Origin of the sequence: Streptomyces sp. NPDC058812 (assembly GCF_042744565.1) — a bacterium.
GTDB classification, from domain to species: Bacteria; Actinomycetota; Actinomycetes; order Streptomycetales; family Streptomycetaceae; genus Streptomyces; species Streptomyces thinghirensis.
In genome coordinates, this window is record NZ_JBHYOB010000001.1 from 1 (window position 1) to 18,953 (window position 18,953).

The window sequence follows — 18,953 nt, forward strand, 5'->3', positions numbered from 1 at the left end:
GCCGGTGGGGGCCGTTCGCGCAGTTCCCCGCGCCCCTTTCAGGGGCGCGGGGAACCGCGCGATCAGCCACGACGCACCCGCACCCGCCACACCCCCGAACCACCCGAGCTCTACGGCGCTCACCTGCACAAACACCCACCAGCACAGGTCACTCCGTGCCATCGCCGAAGGCACCCCGTGCCGACTTTCTCGTAATCGAGAGGTTTTGCCCCTCAACCCTTTGATCGATCATCGATCAGGGAGTTACAGTCACCGACGGGCTTGCACCCAAGCCTCACGCCCTGTCCTGCCAAAGACCTAGGGCACCCCCGAACCCTTGACGATGAGGGAACCCCCTTCGACTGAGGAAGGCGGCGACATGACCGACCCCAAAGCCATCCAGCCGAGCGAGCTCGACCAGCTCCCGGACCGCGACCCGGAGGAGACCGCCGAATGGCAGGCCTCCCTGGACGCCGTCACCAAGGCGGCCGGGCCGCACCGTGCCGCGTACCTGATGCGCCGCACACTGGAGCGCGCCGAGGGCGCCGGCATCGCGCTGCCGAAGCTCCTCGAGACGGACTACGTCAACTCCATCCCGACCGCCGACGAGCCCGCCGTGGACGGCGACGAGGCGTTGGAGCAGCGGATCACCGCCTGGAACCGCTGGAACGCGGCGGCGATGGTCACCCGCGGCAGCAAGCACGGCGTCGGCGGCCACATCGCCACCTTCGCCTCCGCGGCCTGGCTCTACGAGACCGGCTTCAACCACTTCTTCAAGGGCAAGGAGGGTGACGGCTCCGGCGACCAGCTCTACATCCAGGGCCACGCCTCCCCCGGCATCTACGCCCGCGCCTTCCTCGACGGTCGGCTGGGCGAGGAGCAGCTGGACAACTTCCGCCGCGAGGCCGGCGGGAACGGTCTGCCGTCCTACCCGCACCCGCGCCGGCTGCCCTGGCTGTGGGAGTTCCCCACCGTCTCCATGGGCCTCGGGCCGATCTCCGCGATCTACCAGGCGCGGTTCAACCGCTACCTGACCAGCCGCGGCATCAAGGACCTGACCAACTCCCACGTGTGGGCGTTCCTCGGCGACGGCGAGATGGACGAGCCGGAGTCCACCACCGCGCTCACCCTCGCCTCCCGCGAGGGCCTGGACAACCTGACCTTCGTCATCAACTGCAACCTGCAGCGCCTCGACGGTCCGGTCCGCGCCAACTTCAAGATCGTGCAGGAGCTGGAGGCCCAGTTCCGCGGCGCCGGCTGGAACGTCGTGAAGTCGCTGTGGGGCACGGCGTGGGACGAGCTGTTCCAGCTCGACACCACCGGCGCGCTCGTACGCCGCCTGCGCGAGGTACCCGACGCGCAGGTGCAGACGTACCAGACGCGCGACGCCGCCTACATCCGCGAGGACTTCTTCGGCAAGGACCCGCAGCTCGCCGAGATGGCGAAGCTGCTGTCCGACGACAAGATCCTCGAGTGCTTCCACTACTCGCGCGGCGGCCACGAGTCCCGCAAGGTCTACGCCGCCTACCGGGCCGCGCTCGCCCACAAGGGCGCGCCGACCGTGATCCTGGCCCAGACGGTCAAGGGCCACACCCTCGGCACCGGCTTCGCGTCCAAGAACGCCAACCACCAGATGAAGAAGCTCTCGGTGGACGAGTTCAAGGACATGCGCGACCTGCTCGGCCTGCCGATCAAGGACAGCGACTTCGTCGACGGCGTGGTCCCCTACGGCCACCCGGGCGCCGACTCCCCCGAGGTCCGCTACCTCCAGGAGCGCCGCGCCGCCCTCGGCGGTCCCGCCCCGGCCCGCCGCGTCCACCCGGTCGCCCCGCTGCCCGCGCCCGCCGAGAAGGCGTTCGCGTCCTTCGACAAGGGCTCCGGTTCGCAGAACGTGGCCACCACCATGGCCTTCGTCCGCCTGGTCAAGGACCTGGTCCGCGACAAGGAGACCGGCAAGCGCTGGGTGCCGATCGTCCCCGACGAGGCGCGCACCTTCGGCATGGAGAGCCTCTTCCCGTCGCTCGGCATCTACTCGCCCAAGGGCCAGACGTACGAGCCGGTCGACCGCGACCAGCTGATGTACTACAAGGAGGCCAAGAACGGCCAGATCCTCAACGAGGGGATCACCGAGGCCGGTTCGATGGCCGACTTCATCGCCGCTTCGACGTCGTACGCGACGCACGGCGAGGCGATGATCCCGTTCTACATCTTCTACTCGATGTTCGGCTGGCAGCGCACGGCCGACCAGATGTGGCAGCTCGGCGACCAGCTCGGCCGCGGCTTCCTGGTCGGCGCGACCGCCGGCCGGACCACGCTGACCGGTGAGGGCCTCCAGCACGCGGACGGCCACTCCCCCGCCATCGCGGCGACCAACCCGGCGTCGCTGACGTACGACCCGGCGTTCGCGTACGAGGTCGCGGCGATCGTCAAGGACGGTCTGCGCCGGATGTACGGCGAGGCGGCCCCGGGCGAGGACCCGAACGTCTTCTACTACCTGACCGTCTACAACGAGCCGATGCCGCAGCCGGCCAAGCCGTCCGCCGCCGGTGTCGACGAGGGCATCGTCAAGGGCCTGTACCGCTTCAACACGGCGGAGTCGGCGGGCCTGGCCCCGGCCGCCAACGCCCCGCGCATCCAGCTGCTGGGCTCCGGCACGGCGATCCACTGGGCGCTGAAGGCGCAGAAGCTGCTCGCCGAGGAGTGGGGTGTGTCCGCCGACGTGTGGTCCGCGACCTCCTGGACGGAGCTGCGCCGGGACGCGATGGACGCCGACGCGGCGCTGCTGCGCGGCGAGGAGCGGGTGCCGTACGTCCGCCAGGCGCTCCAGGGCGCCGAGGGCCCGGTCCTCGCGGTCTCCGACTACATGCGCCAGGTCCCGGACCAGATCGCGCAGTGGGTCGAGCAGGACTGGTCCTCGCTGGGCGCCGACGGCTTCGGCCTGTCGGACACCCGTGAGGCCGCCCGCCGCCACTTCGGCGTCGACGCCGAGTCCATCGTGGTCGCGGCACTGGCCCAGCTCGCGGGGCGCGGCGAGGTCAAGGCGACGGCCGTGAAGGAGGCGCGCGAGCGCTACGGCCTGTAAGGCCGGCATGGAGTGAGGAGGCCCCCGCCGCGGCGGGGGCCTCCCGCGTCTCCTGCATGATGTGGGCATGCGCGCTGCCCGCCTCATCAAGATGGTGCTGCTCCTCCAGTCCCGCCCGGCCATGACCGCCGCCGAGCTGGCCGAGGAGCTGGAGGTGTCGGAGCGGACCGTGACGCGGGACGCGCAGGCGCTGTCGGAGGCGGGCGTACCGGTGTACGCGGAGCGGGGCCGGGCCGGGGGCTACCGGCTGATCGGCGGATACCGCACTCGGCTGACCGGACTGGCGCGGGGCGAGGCCGAGGCGCTGTTCCTGTCCGGGGTGCCGGGGGCGCTGCGCGAGATGGGCCTGGAGGACGCGGCGTCGGCGGCCCGCCTGAAGGTGTCGGCCGCCCTGCTGCCCTCCCTCCGGGACGCCTCCCGCTCGGCGGCGCAGCGGTTCCACCTGGACGCGCCGAACTGGTTCCGGGATCCCCGGACGCCCGAGCTGCTGCCGGCGGTCGCGGACGCGGTCTGGGACGACCGGACCGTCGCCGCGCGCTACCGGCGCGGGGAGGAGGAGGTCGTCCGGGAGCTGGAGCCGTACGGGCTCGTGCTGAAGGCGGGCGTCTGGTATCTGTGCGCGAGGGTCGCACGGGCGGCGGGTGGCGGGGCCTTCCGGGTCTACCGCATCGACCGGTTCACGGCGGTGGACGCGGGCGAGGAGCGCTTCGCGCGGGACGACGACTTCGACCTGCCCGCTTTCTGGGCGGAGCGGGCGGAGCAGTTCGCGCGGTCGATCCTGCGGGCGGAGGTCGTGGTGCGGCTGTCGGCGGAGGGTGTGCGCGGGCTGCCGCACGTCCTCGACGCGCGGTCGGCCCGGGAGGCGCTGGAGGCCGCGGACGCGCCGGACGCGGACGGGTGGGTGACGGTGACGCTGCCGGTGGAGTCCGAGGAGGTCGCGCGCACCCAGCTCAGGGGGCTCGGGCCGGAGGTGGAGGTGCTGGCGCCCGAGGCGCTGCGGGAGCGGTTCGCCCGGGAAGCGCGGCGACTGGCCGGGTTGTACGGCGACGGGGTGTTCGGGGACGGGTTGGACGGGATGGACGGCGACGCGCACCGAGCCGGCGCATAACGATCCGCACCACTCCACGTGCGTACCACCCCTTCAGGACCGATGCTGGACCCGTGATGGACGAGACGGAGTTCTGGGAGCTGATCGACGCCACCCGGCAGGGTGCCGACGGCGATCCCGAGGACCAGGCCGACCTGCTCGTGGAGCGGCTCCTCGGGATGGACCCGGACCTGGTGCTCGACTTCGCCCGCCATTTCGAGGCCCGCTACAACCGCGCCTGCACCTGGGACCTGTGGGGCGCCGCGTGGGTGCTGCTCGGCGGTGCCAGCGACGACGCCTTCGACTACTTCAGGTGCTGGCTGATCGGCCAGGGCCGCGAGGTGTACGAGGGCGCGGTGCACGAACCCGACTCGCTCGCCGAACTGCTGGACGACTTCGACGAGGAACTGGACGGCGACGGCGAGGAACTCGGCTACGCGGCCGACGAGGCATACGAGCAGCTCACCGGCACCGTCGCCCCCGATCTCGGCATCGCGCCCGCGCCCGCGGAGCCGCTGGGCACCGCGATCGACCTGGAGAACGACCAGGCCGTCGCCGAGCGGTTCCCGCGCCTGTGGGAGCGGTTCGGGCAGGACTGAGCAGACAGGGCCGAGCAGTCAGGACCGAGCAGACAGGGCCGAGCAGTCAGGGCCGAGCGTCCCGGCCCTGGAGCCGCGCCGCCTCCTCCCTGATGTCCGGAAGGCGGGCGGTGAGGGCCGCGCCCGGGCAGCTGGTCTGGTAGCCGTCGTCGTGGCCCGCGACGGCGGGCAGGGTGGCGGTGGCGCCGGCGGCGTACCGGCTGAGGCCGTTGCTGGAGACCAGGCTGGCCCTTCCGCGCGGGTCGGTGTCGGTGCGGCCGAGTTTCCAGGCGGCCAGCGCGGCGATCGAGTCGGTCAGCGCGTCGGGCACGGGCACGCCGGCGGTGAAGGTGCCGAGGGCGGCGATGCCGGTAGTGCGGTGGTTGAAGCCCTGGGTGTGGGCGCCGGTGACGGGCCGGTCGATGCCGCCCGCGCGGCCCTCGTAGATGGTGCCGCAGCGGTCGACGACGAAGTTGTAGCCGATGTCGTCCCAGTCCCGGGCGCCGGTCTGGCCCGTGTAGACACCGCGGAGGATGGCCGGCACGTCGGCGCAGTCGTAGCCGTTCGGCGTGTCCGTGTGGTGGACGAAGACGGCGAGGATCTCGTCGTCGTAGCGCGGGGGCGGCTGCGCGCGGGCGGCGTCGCCCAGCCAGACCGACCGGGGCACGACGGGCGGCCGGGGCGCGGTGTGCCGGTCGGCGGCGGCCGGCCGGGCGTGCGTCGCGGCGGCCCGTTCCACACCGCTCGCGCACAGCGCCAGCGCGGCGACGGCGGCCAGACCGGGCAGACAGCCGAGCAGCGCCCGTGCCGCGCCCGGTATGCGGGCCGCGCCCGGTACGGGAACCGCACGCCGTTCCCGGGCCTCGCGCGGTCCTCGGAAGACACGCATGGTCCCACTGTCCGGCGGATCCGCTCCATCCGCGATGTGTGCTGTGCCACCCGATGGAACCATCGTCCCGGTCCACGACGTTTTCCGGTTGATCGCACCACTCGCGCTCACTCGCACACCCGTCGACGCGCACGGGTACCGTTTTCGGACAGCCGCGCGTCCCAGGCTGATCACCGGGCCCGTCCGGCACGTACTCAGGGTCCCGGGGTCCGCAGAGGGTCCGGACAGAGAGGCGGCTCACGTGGACCTGCTCGACATCCTGCTGGCGCTGGTGGTGCTGGCCTACGCCGCGGCCGGCTACCGGCGCGGCCTGGTGGCCGGCTGTGTCTCGCTGGCCGGTTTCGTGGGCGGTGCGGCGCTCGGCGTGTGGATCCTGCCGTGGGTGATGGATCTGGTGGCGGCGGAATCGACGGCGGCGACGGTGGCCGCCGTGGTCACGGTGCTGCTGCCGGCGGTGGTGGGCCACGAACTGGCGGGGCGGCTCGCGCTGCGGCTGCGCCGGGAGCTGGACGCGGGGCCGCTCAGGGTGGCCGACGGGGTCGGCGGGGCGGTGGCCAACGCGGCGGCCGCGCTGGTCGTGGCGTGGGTGGCGGCGAGCGTCCTGGCGGCGTCCTCCTCCTCGCTGCTCACCTCGGCGATCCGGGAATCGACGCTGCTGGGCGCGGTGCAGCGGGCGATGCCGGACACCACGCCGGCGTGGTTCTCCGGGGCGACGTCCGCGCTGACCGAGGCGGGTTTCCCGCGGGTCTTCAACCCCTTCGAGAACGAGTCGACCGCCGAGGTCGCCGAGCCCTCCGGCGACAGCGTCACGGCGGCGGCCACCAACGCGGCCAAGCTCAGCACGGTCAAGGTCGAGGGCGTCGCCGGGGCCCAGGGCCGGGAGGGCAGCGGCTTCGTCTACGCGCCGGAGCACGTGATGACCAACGCCCACGTGGTGGCCGGCATCGACGACCCGAGCGTGCGGGTCGGCGGGGTGGGACCCTCGTACGAGGCCCGGGTGGTGCTGTTCGACCCGGGCAAGGACGTGGCCGTGCTGTACGTCCCGGACCTGTCCGCGCCCGTCCTGCGGTTCGACGACGACGCCGGGCGCGGCGACCCCGCGGTGGTCGCGGGCTATCCGCAGGACGGCGACCTGGACCTGCGGGCGGCGACGGTGGCGAACCGGATACGGGCGACCGGGCAGAACATCTACAGCGACGCGAACGTCACCCGGGAGATCTACTCGATCCGCTCCACGGTCCGTCCCGGCAACTCGGGCGGACCACTGCTGACCACCGACGGCCGGGTGTACGGCGTGGTCTTCGCCCGCTCCACCTCCGACGCCCGGACCGGTTACGTGCTGACGGCGGACGAGGTGGCCGACGAGGCGCGGCGCGCGGCGGAGGCGACGGAGGCGGTGGACACGGGCGAGCCGGTCACGTCGTGAGCGTCAGGGGCCGGTCAGCGACCGCCCCATCAGCACGTCGTCGACGTACTCGCCGTCGAGGTGGAACTCCTCCGGCTGCACGCCCTCCACGACGAAGCCCTCGGACTCGTAGAGCCCCCGGGCCGTGGTGTTGTGGCCGAGGACCCGCAGGGTGATGCGCCGGGCGCCCAGGCGGCGGGCCTCCTCCACGGCGGCCCGGACGAGCGCGCGGCCGACGCCGTTGCCGCGGGCCGCGTCGGAGACGGCGAGGCCGCGGATCTGGCGCACGTGGGAGTTGGAGGCCAGTTCCGTGGGGAAGCCGAGACGGACGTAGCCGACGACGGCGCCGTCGAGTTCGGCGACCAGGTGGTCGGCGGGGCCCGAACGCTCGCTGAAGAAGGCGTCGTCCGGTGCCGGCGGAGGCGAGACGGCGTGCTGGTACGACCAGGTCTCGTGGTCGAGCCTGCGCAGCGGCTGCTCGTCGTCGGGCCTGGCCTGGCGTATGTGCGGAGCTGGCATGACGGTCACTGTACGACGCCGGACCGGCGGCCGGTCCGGGGTTTTTCCCGGGCCACCCGGCAGGATGGGCGCATGGACGATGGACGCAAGGACAGGGAACGTTCCCGCGTCGCGGTGGCCGGTGCGTCCGGTCTCATCGGCAGCGCACTGGTGCGGTCCCTGACCGCGGACGGGCACGACGTGGTGCGCCTGGTGCGCCACGCGCCCCGGAACGCGGACGAGGTCCGGTGGGATCCCGAGGGCGGACGCGTGGACGCGGCCGGGCTCGACGGGTGCGACGCCGTGGTCAATCTGGCCGGGGCCGGGGTGGGCGACCGCCGCTGGACCGACGCGTACAAGACGCGCATCCGCAGCAGCCGGGTGCACGGCACGACGGCGCTCGCGGAGGCCGTCGCCTCGCTGGAGCGGCGTCCGCGGGTCTTCGTGAACGGCAGCGCGATCGGCTTCTACGGGGAGACCGGCGACCGGGCCGTCGACGAGAGCGCGCCAGCGGGCGAGGGTTTCCTGCCGTCCCTGTGCCTGGAGTGGGAGGCCGCGGCGGCCCCCGCCCGGGAGGCGGGCGTACGGACGGTGTTCGTGCGGACCGGGCTGGTCGTCGCCCGCCGGGGCGGGGCCTGGGGACGACTCTTCCCGCTCTTCCGGGCGGGGCTCGGCGGGCGGCTGGGCGACGGGTCCCAGTACTGGTCCTTCGTGGCACTGCACGACGAAGTGGCGGCGATCCGGCACCTGCTGGACCGCGACGACCTGTCCGGCCCCTTCAACCTGACCGCCCCGCACCCGCTGACGAACCGTGAGATCACCGCGGCCATGGGGCGCGTACTGCGCCGCCCGGCCGCCTTCGCGGTGCCCGCCCCGGTCCTGCGCGCGGCGCTCGGCGAAATGGCCGGCGACGTCCTGGGCAGCGCCCGGGTCCTCCCGGCCCGCCTGCTGGACTCGGGTTTCCGCTTCGCGTTCCCGGAGATCGACGGGGCGATCCGGGCGGCGCTGTGAGGTGAGGGCGGGTGGGGTTGGCGCGGGGTGGGAGCGGGGCGGGGTGGGGCCGGGGCGGCGGCCGAGCCGGAGACGCCGGGGCACCGCCCCGAACCCCGCTGGGAGTGCCGAGGCCCCGTCCCCACCCGGCGCACGACGGCGCCCGCCCGCCCCGCGCACGACCGCGCCGGACCACGACCGCCCCGCATCGCCGAGCATCGCCACGCACTGCCGCACGACCGCAGCCGCCGCCTCCGCTCCCCTTCCCCCGCCGCTTCCCGGCCGTATGCCGACCACATGGCGACCACATGGCGACCACATGGCGACCACATGGCGACCACATGAGCCCATACCCCACCCGTATGCGACCGCCGTGCGACCGTGCCCTGTCCCCGTGCGACTCCCCTTGACCGTTTCCGGTTCTAACCTCGACTCGAACTCGGGTATCCCTCAAGCCGGTTGGGGGCATGACGTCTCCAGCGGCCGCGCAACCTCGAGGAGGGGCACGTGCTTGAGCCCGCGTACCAGGCGGACGTCGTCGTCGTGGGGGCCGGGATCGCCGGACTCGCCGCGGCGCATCGGCTGACCAGCGCAGGAGTGACGACCACGGTCCTGGAGGCCGCCCATGGCGTGGGCGGCCGGATGGCGACCGAGAAGGTCGACGGCTTCCGGCTCGACAGAATCGGACAGCTGCTGTCCATGGCGTATCCCGAACTGCGCCGCACCCCCGGGCTCGACGGCCTCGCGCTGCTGCCCTTCGCCCCCGGCGTCCTGCTGCACAGCGAGGGCCGTCACCACCGCGCGGGCGCCCCGGCGGGCGTACGGGGCTCAAGGGGCGCAAGGGGCGCACTTCACGCGGTGCGCGCCCTCGCGAGCGCCCCCCGGTCCGTGCCCGCGCCCCGGCGCCCGGCCAACGCGCCCCGAGCGTCCGGGAGTCCCGTGATCCCGCCCCGCACCCGGGCGGGCGCCCCGCTCGGCACCGCCGTCGACCAAGCCCGGCTCGGTGCCGCGCTGACCCGTCTGGCGAGCACCCCGGTCGAACGGCTGCTGGCCCGCCCGGAGCTGCCCGCCGCCCAGGCGCTCGCGGTGCGCGGGCTGCCGGCCCGTACGATCGACGGCTTCCTGCGCCCGCTGCTCGCCGCCCTGCTGTGCGACCCGGACCTCACGACCTCCAGCCGGTGCGCCGACCTCGCGCTGCGCGCCTTCGCCGGCGGGCGGCTCGGGCTGCCCGAGGGCGGCGCCGAGGCGTTGCCGGAGCTGCTGACGCGGGCGCTGCCGCCCGGCACCGTGCACACCGGCGTCCGGGTCACGTCGGTCGCCACCAACGCCGTGGCCACCGCGGAGCACGGCGTCATCCGCTGCCGGGCCGTGCTGGTGGCGACCGACGCCCGCGCCGCGGCCGAGCTGCTGCCGGGCCTGCGCGTGCCGGACTTCCATCCGGTGACGGTCGTGCACCACACGACGGACGAACCGCCGACGACCGGCGCCTCCCTGCTGCTGGACGCGGACCGCGGCGGCCCGGTCGCCCACACGGCCGTGGTCAGCCACGTGGACCCGTCCCGCGCGCCGGCCGGACGCGCCCTCGTCTCCTCGACGGTCCTCGGCCCTCCCCCGTCCGGCGTCGACACGGCCGTACGCATGCACCTGTCCCGCCTCTACGGCACCCCGACCACCCGCTGGGAGACCCTCGCCGTGCACCACACGCCCGAGGCGGTGCCCGCGATGCGCGCACCGCACGACCTGCGCCGGCCGGTACGGCTGCTGGCCGGTCTGTACGTGTGCGGCGACCACCGCGACACCAGCACCGTCGAGGGCGCGCTGCACTCGGGCCACCGGGCGTCCGCGGCGATCCTGACGGACCTGGGGGCGGGCCGGCCGATGCACAGCGCCGACCCCGTGCCGACGGCCCGAGCGGCCTAGCTAGGGCCCGTCCGACGGATCAGGTCGCAGGAAAGCCTCATCAGCGCGGGTGAGCGGGGGCTGGTGCGTCCAGCTGCAAGGCAGTGGAGGGCGACAGGGCGGAGCCCTGGCAACCGACGACAAGGCCGCAGATGGGCGTGCCGGCCCCCGCGCCTGCGGCGTGATCCGCCGGACAGGCCCTGGCGAACGCGCGCCCCGGCTACCCCAGTGCCGCCACCTTGTCCCGGTACCCCCGTACCGGTGCGGCGTCCCGGTACGGCTCCAGGCGCCGTTCGAAGTCGCGTACGTACTCCGTCGCGCGCACCGACCGCATCTCGGCCGCCTGCCCGGCCGCCTCGGCGGCCAGCTGGCAGGCCTGGTCGAGTTCGCCGAGGCCGAGGCGGGCGGTGGCGAGGACCACCCGGCAGAAGAGCCGGCTGCGGGCGTAGACGGGGGCGCGCAGCAGCAGCGAGCGTTCCGCGTACTGGGCGGCGGCGCGGAACTGCTGGAGGTCGCGGTGGCAGTGTCCGAACTCGTCGGCGAGCTGCGCCTCGTCGAAGAAGCGCGCCCAGTGCGGCACCTCGTCGCCGGGCCGGGCGGCCTCCAGAGCGCGCTCCGCCCTGACCAGCGAGGCGGTGCACGCCCGCACCTCACCGAGGATGCCGTGCGCCCGTGCCTCGGCGGCGTGCAACAGCGTCTGCACGACCGGCGGCGCGGAGGTTCCCACACCCTGCTGCGCCACCCGCGCGAGCTGCACCGCCTCCCGTCCGTGGCCCAGGTAGACGGCCTGCCGGCTCATGGTGACCAGCACGTAGGAGCCGTACGCCCGGTCCCCGGCCGCCTGCGACAGCCGCAGCGCCTGGACGAAGTAGCGCTGGGCGAGGCCGTGCGCGGCGATGTCGTACGAGGTCCAGCCCGCGAGCCGGGTCAGGTCGGCGGCGGCGGCGAACAGCCGACGGCCGGTCTGCTCGCCGTAGGTGCCGCGCAGCATCGGCTCCAGCTCGTGCTCCAGGTAGCGCACGAGGGCCTGGCGGGCGTGTCCGCCGCCGTACCGGTCGTCCAGGCTGCGGAACAGCTCGCCGACCGAGCGGAGCGCTGCGAGGTCGCCGCCGGTGACCTTCTGGCCGGGCCCGCGCTCGGCCGGGCCCCGCCGGCGGGGCGGGGCGAGCGGGGTGAGGGTTCCGGGGGTCGCCGGACGGCCCTGCGCGGGGATGCGGACGGGCACCTCGACGCGGGCCACCTTCTCGTCGGCGCGGCCGATCAGCCAGTCCCGGCTGGGCACCACGAGGCCCGCCGGGGTGAAGGCGATCTTGCGCAGTTCGGCGTGACTGCCGGAGTCCTTGCGCCACAGCCCGCCGACGATGTCGACGGCCTCGTCCGGGGAGGCGGCGAACTCCAGCCCCGCGTAGACGGGGGCACAGGCGTCCAGGCCGAGGTCCTGGGCGGTGAGACGGCGGCCGAGGCGCCGGGTGAAGACCTCGGCGATCAGGGCCGGGGTGGTGCCGCGGGGCTGCTGGCCGCGCAGCCACCGGGTGACGGACGTCTTGTCGTATCTCAGGTCCAGGCCGTGTTCGAGTCCGAGCTGGTCGACGCGACGCGCGAGACCCGCGTTGGAGAACCCCGCTTCGGCGATGAGCGCGGCGAGCTGGCGGTTGGGGGTGCGCTGCGCGGGTCGTTCCGTCATGGTGCGGTGCGGTCTCCTGCCTTCCGGGCCGTTCGATGTGCCCGGAGCGCCTGTGAGCAGCCCTTATGGCCTCGTGAACGGCGCGAATGTAGCGGAGAGTAAGCGCCCGATCGCACACTTCGCCCGGCATTCATCCGATCGTGTGAGGATTGCCCGCCCGGCTGACGACGGGCGGACGGTCGTACAGTGGCGTGGGCACGGTTCGTGCCTTACGACCTTCCAGGGAGGCACTTGCCGTGAGTGAGCTGCGGTTCGTCCGAATGGGGTTCGGTGCCGATCGCGTCGAGTACCAGGAGGCGTGGGACGAGCAGCGCCGGGTGCACGCCGCGCGGTTCGTCGACGAGGTCCCCGACACGGTACTGCTCCTCGAACACCCGCCGGTCTACACCGCCGGCCGGCGCACCGAGGACAGCGAGCGTCCGCTGGACGGCACGCCGGTCGTCGACGTGGACCGCGGCGGCAAGATCACCTGGCACGGTCCGGGCCAGCTGGTGGGCTACCCGATCCAGAAGCTCCCGCGCCCGGTGGACGTGGTGGCGCACGTGCGGCGGCTGGAGGAGGCCCTGATCCGCACCTGCGCGGAGTTCGGCCTGGAGACCACCCGGGTCGAGGGCCGCAGCGGGGTGTGGGTGCTGGGCGACCCGCTCGATCGGCGCCCGGCGCTCGGCGGGCTGTCCCTGGACTTCGACCCGCGGCTGACCGACGAGGAGTTCGACCCCCGGATGAACGGGCCCGAGTACGCCCCGTCCAACGCCGGCCAGCGCCGCGAGGACCGCAAGATCGCCGCGATCGGCATCCGGGTCGCCAAGGGCGTCACCATGCACGGCTTCGCCCTGAACGTGAACCCCGACAACAAGTGGTTCGACAGGATCATCCCCTGCGGCATCCGCGACGCGGGCGTCGCCTCGCTCGCGAACGAGCTGGGCCGGGACATCACCATCGAGGAAGTACTGCCGGTGGCGGAGCGCCACCTGCGCGACGTCCTGGAGAACGCGGAACTGAAGCCGAGGGTGATCGAGAAGACGCCGGCCTGAATCCTGCGCGGCATAAATCCAGCCCGTCCGGCGTTTGAGGACGAGGCCGTTCAGGCCGAAGCGGGGGCCTGGGGGCGGCAGCCCCCAGCGAGGCCAGCACCCTCGCCGGGCATTCAAATCAACGGGCGTACGCTTAAAGGCGCCGAAGAATCAAACGCTAGGGAGCCGGTCGTGTCCGCAGTCGCACCCGACGGACGCAAGATGCTGCGCCTGGAGGTCCGCAACAGCCAGACCCCCATCGAGCGCAAGCCCGAGTGGATCAAGACCCGGGCGAAAATGGGCCCCGAGTACACCAAGATGCAGAACCTCGTGAAGAGCGAGGGCCTGCACACCGTCTGCCAGGAAGCCGGCTGTCCCAACATCTACGAGTGCTGGGAGGACCGCGAGGCGACCTTCCTCATCGGCGGCGACCAGTGCACCCGGCGCTGCGACTTCTGCCAGATCGACACCGGCAAGCCCGAGGCTCTCGACCGCGACGAGCCGCGCCGGGTCGGCGAGTCCGTGGTCACCATGGACCTGAACTACGCGACCATCACCGGCGTCGCCCGTGACGACCTGCCGGACGGCGGGGCCTGGCTGTACGCCGAGACGGTGCGCCAGATCCACCAGCAGACGGCGGAGCGCGCGGACGGCCGCACCAAGGTCGAGCTGCTGGCCCCCGACTTCAACGCGGTGCCGGAGCTGCTCCAGGAGGTCTTCGCCTCCCGCCCCGAGGTCTTCGCGCACAACGTCGAGACGGTGCCCCGGATCTTCAAGCGCATCCGCCCCGGTTTCCGCTACGAGCGCTCGCTGAAGGTCATCACGGACGCCCGCGACTACGGCCTGGTCACGAAGTCGAACCTGATCCTCGGCATGGGTGAGACCCGCGAGGAGATCAGCGAGGCGCTGAAGCAGCTGCACGAGGCGGGCTGCGAGCTGATCACCATCACGCAGTACCTGCGCCCGTCGGTGCGCCACCACCCCGTGGAGCGCTGGGTCAAGCCGCAGGAGTTCGTGGAGCTGCAGCAGGAGGCCGAGCAGATCGGTTTCTCCGGCGTGATGTCGGGCCCGCTGGTGCGGTCCTCGTACCGGGCCGGACGGCTCTACCGGATGGCGATGGAGCAGCGTAACTCCGCCACCGTGTGAATTCACGCACAAGTCACTACTCACCAGTAATGGCCGATACGCCGCGGTCCCGACCGTCCTCGCAGATGAGGACACCGGTCGGGGCCGCGACGCCGTTCCGGCCCCCGGCATCGCGGCTTCATGTCCGTTTGACCGGGGGGTCACGCCCTGGTAACACCAATCAGTGACCCTGAAATCACAGCACGTACACCCGTCTCCGTGCCCGGAGCCGTACCGAGGGGGGACCTCCACGATGCAGCCCGCGCCCGTTCGCGCCACCGCCGTTCGCGCCACCGCCATCCCGTCGTTCACCACCGCCCTGCGGGCCGTCGAGTCGCTGCTGATGAGCAGTGGTCAGCGCACCGCCCGGCGCAACGCCTGGACCTCCGTCCTGGAGGACCGCCGTCGCGCCAAGGACCGGATCGAGACGGAGCGCGTGCTGCGGCAGTCCGTCGCCGGCCGCCCCTGACTCCGATCCCGCCTCCGTCCCGTCTCCCCGCGCCGGGCACTGCCGTCGTCGGCGCTTTCGGGGGCACGTAGACTTCGTGCCATGGCGAGGAAGGAACCTGCAGCGGACGCTGCGAATCCCGGGCGACTGAAGCAGATCGCTCTGACCTACAAGATGACCCGCAAGGCCGACAAGAAGATCGGTCTTGTACTCGCGGGTGTCGGCATCGTCGTTTTCGGTGTCCTCCTCGCGATCGGGTTCTTGATCGGTCACCCCATCTATGCCGGCATCCTGGGCGTGCTGCTCGCCTTCCTCGCGACGGCGATCGTCTTCGGGCGCCGGGCCGAGCGGGCGGCCTTCGGTCAGATGGAGGGACAGCCCGGCGCCGCGGCGGCCGTGCTGGACAACATCGGCCGGGGCTGGACGACGACCCCCGCGGTGGCGATGAACCGGAACCAGGACGTGGTGCACCGCGCGGTCGGCAAGGCCGGCATCGTGCTGGTCGCGGAGGGCAACCCGAACCGGGTGAAGTCCCTGCTCGCCGCCGAGAAGCGGAAGATGAACCGCATCGTCGCCGACGTGCCCGTGCATGACCTGGTCGTGGGCACCGGCGAGGGCCAGGTCGAGCTGAAGAAGCTCCGCACGACCATGCTCAAGCTCCCCCGCGTCCTGAGCGGCCCGCAGGTCACCGTGACCAACGACCGACTGCGCGCCCTGGGCGACCTGATGAGCAACATGCCGCTGCCCAAGGGCCCGATGCCGAAGGGCATGCGCATGCCCAGGGGCGGAAACCCCAGGCAGCGCTGACCCCGTAGGACTTCAAGACGCCGGTACGGCGATGGGGGCACCCGGATCACTCCGGGCGCCCCCATCGCCGTACCGTACGCGCAGCGTCAGATCCGTACTTCCACGGTGCGAGCCAGCCGGTCGTGCAGGCCCCGGCCGTCGCGGTCCCAGATCAGCGCCGGGAGGGCGACGCACAGCAGGACCGAGCGCAGCAGCGCACGTGGGGGGCTCGGGCGGCCCGTGCCCAGGTCCAGCACGCGCAGGCCGAAGAGGCGCTTGCCCGGGGTGAAGCCGACCGTGCCGACGGTCAGCACGCTCAGCACGAAGAAGATCAGCAGGGCCCAGTTGCCGGTCGCCTGGTCGTAGCCGTCCGTGATCAGGCCGTATGCGATCAGGAGGCACAGGGCCCAGTCGACGGCCAGGGCGCCGATCCGCCTGCCCGGACGGGCGATCGAGCCCGGTCCCTCCTCGGGCAGACCGAGCTGCTCACCCCGGTATCCGAGATCGGCGCCGGCCTCTTCGATGGCCGCGCGCGGCCCGGAAAGCCACGATCCGATTGCTTGCCTGTTGTCCACCCGTACACGGTACTGCGCCCGTATATGACCGGCGGACGGAGGGTGGGCGCGGAGGCCGCGGAGCGGCGTACGGCGGGGTGTGGCGGGCCGGGATGAGGCCTACGCTGGAACGGAGCCGGTTAACTTCTGCGAAACAAATGGGTCACGCCCGAGAAATCACCCGTCCCTAGGGTCGAGGAAGCGTGTGCCACCCGCACTGGCCGCACGAACGATCTACCACCCCGGCGGGACGGTCGGGAGTAGGAGGAGCTGGATGTTCCAGAACGCCGACGAGGCCAAGAAGTACATCGCCGACGAGGACGTCAAGTTCGTCGACGTCCGGTTCTGCGACCTGCCGGGCGTGATGCAGCACTTCACGTTGCCCGCCGCCGCGTTCGACCCCGATGACGAGCAGGCCTTCGACGGATCCTCGATCCGCGGCTTCCAGGCCATCCACGAGTCGGACATGTCGCTGCGCCCCGACCTGTCCACCGCGCGCGTCGACCCGTTCCGCCGGGACAAGACCCTCAACATCAACTTCTTCATCCACGACCCGATCACGGGTGAGCAGTACTCCCGCGACCCGCGGAACGTGGCGAAGAAGGCCGAGGCGTACCTGGCCTCCACGGGCATCGCCGACACGGCGTTCTTCGGCCCGGAGGCGGAGTTCTACGTCTTCGACTCCGTCCGCTTCGCCACCAGCGCGAACGAGTCCTTCTACCACATCGACTCCGAGGCCGGCGCCTGGAACACCGGTGCCCTGGAGGACAACCGCGGCTACAAGGTCCGCTACAAGGGCGGCTACTTCCCGGTCCCGCCGGTCGACCACTTCGCCGACCTGCGCGCCGAGATCTCCCTGGAGCTGGAGCGGTCCGGCCTCCAGGTCGAGCGCCAGCACCACGAGGTGGGCACCGCCGGCCAGGCGGAGATCAACTACAAGTTCAACACGCTGCTCGCGGCGGCCGACGACCTCCAGCTCTTCAAGTACATCGTGAAGAACGTGGCCTGGAAGAACGGCAAGACGGCGACCTTCATGCCGAAGCCGATCTTCGGTGACAACGGCTCGGGCATGCACGTCCACCAGTCGCTGTGGTCGGGCGGCGAGCCGCTCTTCTACGACGAGCAGGGCTACGCCGGCCTGTCCGACACCGCCCGCTACTACATCGGCGGCATCCTCAAGCACGCCCCGTCGCTGCTGGCCTTCACCAACCCGACGGTGAACTCCTACCACCGCCTGGTGCCGGGCTTCGAGGCGCCGGTGAACCTGGTGTACTCGCAGCGCAACCGCTCGGCCGCGATGCGTATCCCGATCACGGGCTCGAACCCGAAGGCCAAGCGCGTCGAGTTCCGCGCGCCGGACGCCTCCGGCAACCCGTACCTGGCCTTCTCGGCCCTGCTGCTCGCGGGCCTGGACGGCATCAAGAACAAGATCGAGCCGGCCGAGCCGATCGACAAGGACCTCTACGAGCTGGCTCCCGAGGAGCACGCGAACGTGGCGCAGGTCCCGACCTCCCTCGGCGCGGTCCTGGACCGCCTGGAGGCCGACCACGAGTTCCTCCTCCAGGGCGACGTCTTCACGCCGGACCTGATCGAGACGTGGATCGACTTCAAGCGCGCCAACGAGATCGCGCCGCTGCAGCTGCGTCCGCACCCGCACGAGTTCGAGATGTACTTCGACGTGTGATCGACGCCCGGGTCCGCCCGGGTCGTCCGGCGCCCCCGTCTCCTGCTCGTCAGGGGCGGGGGCGCCGTCGTTGGCCCGCCGGCTCGCCGGCCCGTTGACTCGCCGGCTCGTTGGCCGAAAAGCTTCACAGGGGGAAGCGGGCCCAGGATCATGTTTACTGACACGGTTGTTCGAGTCAGGGGACGGGGAGAGGGACCGGACATGTCCGATCGGGACGATGAACGCGAGTTCGACATCAAGTGGGCGGACGGTGCCGAGCACAAGGAACCCTCCGCACGCGCCAGGATGCTCGCCGCGCGCTGGAAGGAGAACCCGCCCGGACCGGTGCCCTTCCGCGCCGATCCCGAGCACGTGGGCCGCTCCGGGCGCCGGTCGTCGTGGGTGTCGACCGCCGTGGTGCTGGGCTGCGTGGCCGCGCTGATCGTCCTGCTCGGGTACGCCAACTTCCGGGCTTCCTACTAGGTCGCTCACCGGGCCGTCCGGCCCGGGACGCCGGCGGCAGCGGGACTGGGACCTCGCGCCCGAGCTGCGGCCGACGCTGTTCGACCGCAGCGGCAACATGGGGCCGACGGTGTGGTGGAACGGCCGCGTGGTCGGCGGCTGGGCCCAGCGGACCGACGGCGGGATCGTCTGGCGGGTGCTGGAGGGTGAGGGGGCCGGCCGCGAGGCGGAGACCGCGATCGCGGCGGAGGCCGAGCGGCTGGCGTCCTGGGTGGCGACGACCCGGGTGACGCCGCGGTTCCGGACACCGCTGGAGCGGGAGTTGTCGGCGTAGGGCACGCCTTTGAACGCCGGGGGGCGCTTTCAGCCGGTCCGGCCTTTGAGGACGAGGCCGTTCAGGCCGACAGCGGGGGTCTGGGGGCGGCAGCCCCCAGAGACGGCGACACGGACGCAGGGCACCGCGGAACGAACGGCACCCTGCGCCCCGCTCACCGCGAGTACCGCATCAACGCCCGCACCATGTGGCACGTCGTGTCCGACGGCGGGTGAACTCCGATGGCCAGCGCAGCGCTCCGTATCCTCTCGTTGCGCGCCTGGTTCGGCAGGTAGACGCCGGAGTCGAGCAGGGCGATGGCGAGTCGCATCGCCTTGAGCCGGCGGTTGTGCGTGACGTACCACTCGCGGGGACGGCCCGCCGGCAGCGGACGCTTCTCCACGGGTTCGTAGGGCAGGTCCAGCAGGACGGGACGCTTGGCGGTGGACTGGGTGGGCAGCGGTTTCGGCTTCAGTGCGGCAGCGGGCACGGGCATCC

Annotated in this window: 17 protein-coding genes and 1 pseudogene; 13 read left to right on the forward strand and 5 right to left on the reverse strand. The window is 72.4% G+C overall.

Translation table 11 applies throughout. The features are described from left to right. The first annotated feature begins 358 nt into the window (after positions 1–358). From aceE to ACFW48_RS00015, 3 genes are all read left to right on the forward strand, one after another. Entirely contained in the window at positions 359–3,061 is a 2,703-nt protein-coding gene (gene aceE, locus ACFW48_RS00005) for a pyruvate dehydrogenase (acetyl-transferring), homodimeric type (protein ID WP_386308817.1), read from the forward strand. A gap of 67 nt (positions 3,062–3,128) precedes the next feature. Next, the gene (locus tag ACFW48_RS00010; RefSeq protein WP_386308819.1) at positions 3,129–4,169 is read left to right on the forward strand and encodes a helix-turn-helix transcriptional regulator; all 1,041 of its coding nucleotides are present in this window, start codon (positions 3,129–3,131) and stop codon (positions 4,167–4,169) included. Positions 4,170–4,225: 56 nt separating this feature from the next. Further along, positions 4,226–4,747, forward strand: coding sequence for a DUF4240 domain-containing protein (locus ACFW48_RS00015; protein WP_386310217.1), 522 nt, complete (start codon positions 4,226–4,228; stop codon positions 4,745–4,747). A 46-nt stretch (positions 4,748–4,793) separates the two neighbouring features. Here the strand turns inward: ACFW48_RS00015 and ACFW48_RS00020 are convergent, their stop codons facing one another. Further along, the gene (locus tag ACFW48_RS00020) at positions 4,794–5,615 is read right to left on the reverse strand and encodes a peptidoglycan recognition protein (RefSeq protein WP_386308822.1); all 822 of its coding nucleotides are present in this window, start codon (positions 5,613–5,615) and stop codon (positions 4,794–4,796) included. A 241-nt stretch (positions 5,616–5,856) separates the two neighbouring features. Between ACFW48_RS00020 and ACFW48_RS00025 the strand changes: the two genes are divergently transcribed. Next, on the forward strand, positions 5,857–7,041 hold the full coding sequence (locus tag ACFW48_RS00025; protein ID WP_386308824.1) for a MarP family serine protease: 1,185 nt from the start codon (positions 5,857–5,859) through the stop codon (positions 7,039–7,041). Positions 7,042–7,044: 3 nt separating this feature from the next. On the opposite strand, the gene ACFW48_RS00030 is transcribed toward ACFW48_RS00025, so the two are convergent. Beyond that, positions 7,045–7,539: a GNAT family N-acetyltransferase gene (locus tag ACFW48_RS00030; protein ID WP_386308826.1), complete on the reverse strand. Its 495-nt coding sequence runs from the start codon at positions 7,537–7,539 to the stop codon at positions 7,045–7,047. 72 nt (positions 7,540–7,611) lie between these two features. On the opposite strand from ACFW48_RS00030, the gene ACFW48_RS00035 reads away from it, so the two are divergent. Together ACFW48_RS00035 and ACFW48_RS00040 are read left to right on the forward strand one after the other, a co-directional pair. Then, positions 7,612–8,529 (forward strand): TIGR01777 family oxidoreductase, encoded by a 918-nt coding sequence (locus tag ACFW48_RS00035; protein ID WP_386308829.1) that lies wholly within the window; start codon positions 7,612–7,614, stop codon positions 8,527–8,529. Between the two features lie 486 nt (positions 8,530–9,015). Then, positions 9,016–10,428, forward strand: a complete 1,413-nt coding sequence (locus tag ACFW48_RS00040; RefSeq protein WP_386308832.1) for an NAD(P)/FAD-dependent oxidoreductase — start codon at positions 9,016–9,018, stop codon at positions 10,426–10,428. 199 nt (positions 10,429–10,627) lie between these two features. On the opposite strand, the gene ACFW48_RS00045 is transcribed toward ACFW48_RS00040, so the two are convergent. Then, on the reverse strand, positions 10,628–12,091 hold the full coding sequence (locus tag ACFW48_RS00045) for a regulator (RefSeq protein ID WP_386308835.1): 1,464 nt from the start codon (positions 12,089–12,091) through the stop codon (positions 10,628–10,630). A gap of 236 nt (positions 12,092–12,327) precedes the next feature. Here ACFW48_RS00045 and lipB point away from each other — a divergent pair, with 236 nt between their 5' ends. The 4 genes from lipB (at position 12,328) to ACFW48_RS00065 (ending at position 15,484) form a co-directional block, all read left to right on the forward strand. Beyond that, on the forward strand, positions 12,328–13,125 hold the full coding sequence (gene lipB, locus ACFW48_RS00050) for a lipoyl(octanoyl) transferase LipB (RefSeq protein WP_386308838.1): 798 nt from the start codon (positions 12,328–12,330) through the stop codon (positions 13,123–13,125). A 171-nt stretch (positions 13,126–13,296) separates the two neighbouring features. Continuing rightward, entirely contained in the window at positions 13,297–14,250 is a 954-nt protein-coding gene (gene lipA, locus ACFW48_RS00055; protein WP_386308840.1) for a lipoyl synthase, read from the forward strand. A gap of 232 nt (positions 14,251–14,482) precedes the next feature. Beyond that, entirely contained in the window at positions 14,483–14,698 is a 216-nt protein-coding gene (locus tag ACFW48_RS00060; protein WP_386308843.1) for a hypothetical protein, read from the forward strand. An 81-nt stretch (positions 14,699–14,779) separates the two neighbouring features. Then, entirely contained in the window at positions 14,780–15,484 is a 705-nt protein-coding gene (locus ACFW48_RS00065; RefSeq protein ID WP_210958828.1) for a DUF4191 domain-containing protein, read from the forward strand. A gap of 86 nt (positions 15,485–15,570) precedes the next feature. Here the strand turns inward: ACFW48_RS00065 and ACFW48_RS00070 are convergent, their stop codons facing one another. After that, complete coding sequence (locus tag ACFW48_RS00070; RefSeq protein ID WP_386308845.1) at positions 15,571–16,038, reverse strand: RDD family protein; 468 nt, start codon at positions 16,036–16,038, stop codon at positions 15,571–15,573. 253 nt (positions 16,039–16,291) lie between these two features. Between ACFW48_RS00070 and glnA the strand changes: the two genes are divergently transcribed. The 3 genes and pseudogenes from glnA to ACFW48_RS00085 form a co-directional block, all read left to right on the forward strand. After that, positions 16,292–17,701: a type I glutamate--ammonia ligase gene (gene glnA / locus ACFW48_RS00075; protein WP_053129717.1), complete on the forward strand. Its 1,410-nt coding sequence runs from the start codon at positions 16,292–16,294 to the stop codon at positions 17,699–17,701. 201 nt (positions 17,702–17,902) lie between these two features. After that, the gene (locus ACFW48_RS00080) at positions 17,903–18,163 is read left to right on the forward strand and encodes a hypothetical protein (RefSeq protein WP_386308848.1); all 261 of its coding nucleotides are present in this window, start codon (positions 17,903–17,905) and stop codon (positions 18,161–18,163) included. A 34-nt stretch (positions 18,164–18,197) separates the two neighbouring features. Then, positions 18,198–18,476: pseudogene (locus ACFW48_RS00085) on the forward strand (DNA glycosylase AlkZ-like family protein); the annotation flags it as partial. Positions 18,477–18,630: 154 nt separating this feature from the next. On the opposite strand, the gene ACFW48_RS00090 reads toward ACFW48_RS00085, so the two are convergent. Further along, the gene (locus ACFW48_RS00090) at positions 18,631–18,945 is read right to left on the reverse strand and encodes a hypothetical protein (RefSeq protein WP_373901909.1); all 315 of its coding nucleotides are present in this window, start codon (positions 18,943–18,945) and stop codon (positions 18,631–18,633) included. Positions 18,946–18,953: the final 8 nt, after the last annotated feature.

What these genes read in the sequence shown, in the direction of transcription:
- aceE (WP_386308817.1), top strand. Translation starts at nt 359, where the DNA reads ATGACCGACCCCAAAGCCATCCAGCCGAGCGAGCTCGACCAGCTCCCG.
- ACFW48_RS00010 (WP_386308819.1), top strand. Translation starts at nt 3,129, where the DNA reads ATGCGCGCTGCCCGCCTCATCAAGATGGTGCTGCTCCTCCAGTCCCGC.
- ACFW48_RS00015 (WP_386310217.1), top strand. Translation starts at nt 4,226, where the DNA reads ATGGACGAGACGGAGTTCTGGGAGCTGATCGACGCCACCCGGCAGGGT.
- ACFW48_RS00020 (WP_386308822.1), bottom strand. Translation starts at nt 5,615, where the DNA reads ATGCGTGTCTTCCGAGGACCGCGCGAGGCCCGGGAACGGCGTGCGGTT.
- ACFW48_RS00030 (WP_386308826.1), bottom strand. Translation starts at nt 7,539, where the DNA reads ATGCCAGCTCCGCACATACGCCAGGCCAGGCCCGACGACGAGCAGCCG.
- ACFW48_RS00035 (WP_386308829.1), top strand. Translation starts at nt 7,612, where the DNA reads ATGGACGATGGACGCAAGGACAGGGAACGTTCCCGCGTCGCGGTGGCC.
- ACFW48_RS00045 (WP_386308835.1), bottom strand. Translation starts at nt 12,091, where the DNA reads ATGACGGAACGACCCGCGCAGCGCACCCCCAACCGCCAGCTCGCCGCG.
- ACFW48_RS00060 (WP_386308843.1), top strand. Translation starts at nt 14,483, where the DNA reads ATGCAGCCCGCGCCCGTTCGCGCCACCGCCGTTCGCGCCACCGCCATC.
- ACFW48_RS00065 (WP_210958828.1), top strand. Translation starts at nt 14,780, where the DNA reads ATGGCGAGGAAGGAACCTGCAGCGGACGCTGCGAATCCCGGGCGACTG.
- glnA (WP_053129717.1), top strand. Translation starts at nt 16,292, where the DNA reads ATGTTCCAGAACGCCGACGAGGCCAAGAAGTACATCGCCGACGAGGAC.
- ACFW48_RS00080 (WP_386308848.1), top strand. Translation starts at nt 17,903, where the DNA reads ATGTCCGATCGGGACGATGAACGCGAGTTCGACATCAAGTGGGCGGAC.